The organism is uncultured Abyssibacter sp. (genome assembly GCF_964000955.1).
Classification (GTDB): domain Bacteria; phylum Pseudomonadota; class Gammaproteobacteria; order Nevskiales; family OUC007; genus Abyssibacter.
In genome coordinates this window covers 1-4,109 of record NZ_CAXFCL010000181.1, presented here as the reverse complement: position 1 = coordinate 4,109, position 4,109 = coordinate 1, and the positions used below count along the sequence as shown (strand labels likewise).

Below are 4,109 nucleotides of genomic sequence, written 5' to 3'. Positions count from 1 at the left end.
TGTGGCTTATCCATTGGTGCTGTATCCGCTGGTCGTGGTGGTGGTGGGGCGCCACTTCCGCGCCGGTGCTTCCGCCGAATCGCTGGGCTGGAAGGCGGCCATGGTCAATCTCAGTGATCTCGCCGCGATGGGCGCGTTTCCCCGCTGGCTGACGCTGGCGCTGACCCTGCCGGAGGCGGACGACGACTGGGTCGCCGCATTCGCGGCGGGTTTTCGCGCGGCCATCGCCGAGTGTGACGCGGATCTGGTCGGCGGCGACATCACGCGCGGGCCACTGACCATTGGCGTGACGGCGCTCGGCGAATGTCTTGAGGCGCCGCTGACACGCCGCGCGGCGCGTTCCGGTGATCATCTGCTGCTGACCGGTGTGACCGGGCAGGCCGCGGCGGCGTTGGCGCTGCTGGAGCAGGGCGCCGAAGCGGATGTGCCCGCAGAACTGCTGCATCGACTGGACCGGCCCGATGCCAGGGTCGCCGCCGGTCGCGCCGCCCGGGGGCTTGCCCGCGCCGCGATCGACGTCTCCGACGGCGTGCTGGCCGATCTGCGTCATGTGCTGGATGCCTCGGGCGTGGGCGCTCGTCTGAACGCCAACGCGTTGACGCCGGACGACGGCCTGCGTCAGGCCGCCAGCCGCTGCGGCACGACCGCCGCCGAGTGGATGTGGGCCGGTGGTGACGACTACGAATTGCTGGTCGCGGTGTCTCCGGTGCATGTGCGCACGCTGCTGGAACTCTGGCGCGAGCAGGGGCTGACGCCGGTCGAGCTCGGCCGGGCCACGGATTTGCCGGGCATACACTGGGCCGGCGACGCACCGCGGATCGATCCCGTATCCTCCGGCTATCGTCATTTTTAGCGATCGCGCCGAGCTCCACGCATGAAACCACGTCCGCCGCATCGTCTGATCCTCACCACCCCCGTGCATTTCTGGGCCTTCGGGTTTGGCAGCGGCCTGGCACCGGTGGCGCCGGGCACCTTCGGCAGTCTGGTCGGCCTGGTGGTGTTCGCCCTGGTGGGTTGGCTGCCGCGCGAGCTGTTCTGGGCCGTGGTCGTGCTGGGCTTCCTGTTCGGGCTCTACATCTGCGGCGCCAGTGCCCGGATGCTGCGCGTGCATGACGACCCGGGGATCGTCTGGGATGAGATCGTCGGCATCCTGATCGCGCTAATCCCCCTGAACATGGGCGTTCAGGACATGTTCGGCGTGCTGCCGGCCTGGGCCTGGGCGCTGATCACCTTCGTCTGGTTCCGTGTCTTCGACATCATCAAGCCCTGGCCCATCCGCTGGATCGACCGCCACGTGGGCGGGGGTACCGGCATCATGCTGGATGATGCGCTGGCCGGGGTTTACGCGGGTTTGTTGAGCGTGCTGACCGGCTGGCCGGTCGTCTGGATCTCCGGCCTGTTTGACTGAGTCGCGGCGCCCGGCGCCTCCCAGTCCGGGTGACCCCACAGGTAGCGCAGCCGCTGTCCCCAGGTCAGCCCGTCGCGGCTGGCCTGACGGAACATGTACGCCCATTCCTGGAACGTCAGCGTGATCGGATTGTGCGTGCGGATTTGGCGCCGGGTGATGCCGTATACGCAGGGCTCGTCGTCGCGTTCCTCGACGAACGTGCCGAACAACCGGTCCCAGAGGATCAGCACACCGCCGAAATTGCGGTCCACGTAGCACTCGTTACGCGCGTGATGCACGCGATGGTGCGACGGCGTGTTGAACACGAACTCGATCGCCGGGTGCAGCTTGTGAACCGCCTGCGTGTGAACGAAGAACTGGTAGGCGAGGTTGATCCCCACGACCAGTACGACCCAGTGCGGTTCGAAGCCGATCCAGGCCAGCGGCAGCCAGAACACCCACATCCCCGAAATCGGGTAGGTGAGACTCTGGCGGAATGCCGTCGACAGGTTCAGTCGCTCGGATGAATGGTGGGTGACGTGCGAGGCCCACATCCAGCGCATGCCATGGCTGACGCGATGGAACCAGTAGTAGAAGAAATCCTGGGCGATGAACAGTGCCGCGATGGTCCATGCGCCGGTTTGCAGGTCTAACAGGCGGAACTGGTAGACCAGCGTGTACAGGCCCAGCAGCACCAGCCAGGCCAGCCCGTCGGCAACCTGGTGCATTCCGGCCAGGCTGATGTTGGAGAGCGTGTCACGCCATGTGTACATCGCCACGCCGCGACGACGCCAGTAAAGCGCTTCCCACAGCATGCAGCCGTAGAAGACGGGGGCGAGTGCGAGCAGGATCAGCGATTCCATCATTCCTCCATGGATCGTGCGCCGCGTCACCTGCGCACGATTCTGTTACTTCAGAGACTCCGCGTAACGGCGCAGCCCCTTGCGAAACGCGGCTTCGAGCTGCCTGCGGATCAGGCCGCCCGTGAACGGCAAACGGCCGTCAAACAGGACTTCGTAGTGCAGGCGCGAGCCGGTCGCGGTTTCCTCGAACAGCATGATCCCGCGGTGGTTCTTGATCGGCGCCTTGGTGGTCACCGTGTATTCCATGCGCTCCGGGGCTTCGAAGCGCACCACGGTTTCCTCGAAGGACATCGGGCCGATCGTGACCTTGCGAACCGAGTGCAATCCGTTCTCGGCGTCTTCCCCGTCCTTGATGCGAACCATCTTGGCACCGAGAATCGCTCCAACCTTGTTATGGTCCGTCAGGTGAGCGAACACGGTTTCGCGCGGTGCGGGGAATTCCTGAACAACAGCGATGCGCTGCTTGGGCATACAAGTCTCCTGTGGGTAATCAGTCTGCGTAACGATAGCGCGAACGTCTTGACCGGCGGTGCCCGCGTCTTGACCGCGCATGCCAGCGCGCTCACGAAGGCAGGCGCGTGACCGCCAGCGTCTCGGTTGCCTATGTACAGTCCGTGCTCGATTACGTCGAGCAGGCGGGCGGTGACATCCGGTCGCTGATGACCGCCACGGGACTCACGCGCGCCACGCTGGACGATACCCATGCCCGGGTTCCGGCGGCGCTGTTCGCGCGGCTGTTCGATGCCGCGGCCACGCTGCTGGGTGAACCGGACCTCGGTCTGAAGGTCGGCGCCGCGATCAAGCCGGGCCACTACGGCGTGCTGGGCTACGTGGTGATGAGCTGCGACACCCTGGCCGATGCGCTGGCGCGGCATCTGCGCTATCAGGCGCTGGTTGCGGACATCGGCGAGGCGCGCCTGGAACCGGTGGATGGTGGGCGACTGCGCTTGCGCTGGGTGACCGAGGTGCCGCCGACGCGGCAGCTGGCCGAGCACAATCTCGCCGGCTGGGTGACATACGCCCGCTGGATCACCGCCAATGCGTCCAATCCCGATCTGGTGCTGCTGCCGCATGCGCGGCCGGCAAGTACCCGTGTTCACGAGTCGATCTTCCGCTGTCCGGTCCGGTTCGAGACCGGGCAGACCGCGCTGGAATTCCCCGCCTCGCTGCTGTCGACGCGAATCGCGCAGGCCGATCCCGGTCTGCGCGCGCAGATGGATCGTTACGCGCATCGGCTGCTGGACGAGTACGCGCGCGAGACGACGCTGGAGGGCAGGTTGCGTCACTGGCTGCGCAAGCAGCTGACCTCCGGTGGCTGTCAGTTGGAGAGCGCCGCCAGCGTCGTCGAGCTAACCCCGCGCACCCTGCAGCGCCGTCTGGGCGAAGAGGGTTGGACCTTCAACCGCCTGATCGACGACACCCGCAAGGAGCTCGCCCTGGATCTGATGACCAACGAGGCGCTATCCGGAGCTGAGCTTGCCTTCATGCTGGGTTTTTCCGATCAGACCGCCTTCACGCGCGCCTTCCGTCGCTGGTTCGGCATGACGCCCGGCCAGGCGCGCGACGATCCCCGGCAGCTCCTGGCGAAATCGGGCGAGCCTGGTCCGGATTGAAGATTCCGCCGGAATTGCCGATGCTCACGGGAAACGCCGATCCGTGGGCGGCCAGCGTGGTGGTCTCCGGCGGTTTGACCAGGATTCGATGCGGCGCCGGCGAGGGCGTAACCTAAGGAAGCTCTGATCTATTCGCATCATCAAGACGGCGTCGGTATTCCCGCAAGACTAGGCGGAGTGAGTGCGATTTGGTCATTCCAGATGAGCGAGCGACAACGCAGGATTGCGGGAATACCGCCCCGGTCC

At 65.9% G+C, this 4,109-nt stretch carries 5 protein-coding genes; 3 read left to right on the top strand and 2 right to left on the bottom strand.

Annotated features, from left to right (window positions below):
• Both thiL and ABNS06_RS08740 read left to right on the top strand, forming a co-directional pair.
• Positions 1–853: thiamine-phosphate kinase (thiL, locus tag ABNS06_RS08745; protein ID WP_348673953.1), on the top strand; the 853-nt coding region annotated here is incomplete at its 5' end.
• A 21-nt stretch (positions 854–874) separates the two neighbouring features.
• Positions 875–1,408, top strand: coding sequence for a phosphatidylglycerophosphatase A (locus ABNS06_RS08740; protein ID WP_348673952.1), 534 nt, complete (start codon positions 875–877; stop codon positions 1,406–1,408).
• Here ABNS06_RS08740 and ABNS06_RS08735 read toward each other — a convergent pair.
• The gene (locus ABNS06_RS08735) at positions 1,342–2,250 is read right to left on the bottom strand and encodes a sterol desaturase family protein (RefSeq protein ID WP_348673951.1); all 909 of its coding nucleotides are present in this window, start codon (positions 2,248–2,250) and stop codon (positions 1,342–1,344) included. The genes ABNS06_RS08740 and ABNS06_RS08735 overlap by 67 nt on opposite strands.
• 45 nt (positions 2,251–2,295) lie before the next feature.
• The gene (locus ABNS06_RS08730) at positions 2,296–2,721 is read right to left on the bottom strand and encodes an SRPBCC family protein (RefSeq protein ID WP_348673949.1); all 426 of its coding nucleotides are present in this window, start codon (positions 2,719–2,721) and stop codon (positions 2,296–2,298) included.
• A gap of 107 nt (positions 2,722–2,828) precedes the next feature.
• Here ABNS06_RS08730 and ABNS06_RS08725 point away from each other — a divergent pair, with 107 nt between their 5' ends.
• On the top strand, positions 2,829–3,863 hold the full coding sequence (locus ABNS06_RS08725) for an AraC family transcriptional regulator (RefSeq protein ID WP_348673948.1): 1,035 nt from the start codon (positions 2,829–2,831) through the stop codon (positions 3,861–3,863).
• Positions 3,864–4,109: the final 246 nt, after the last annotated feature.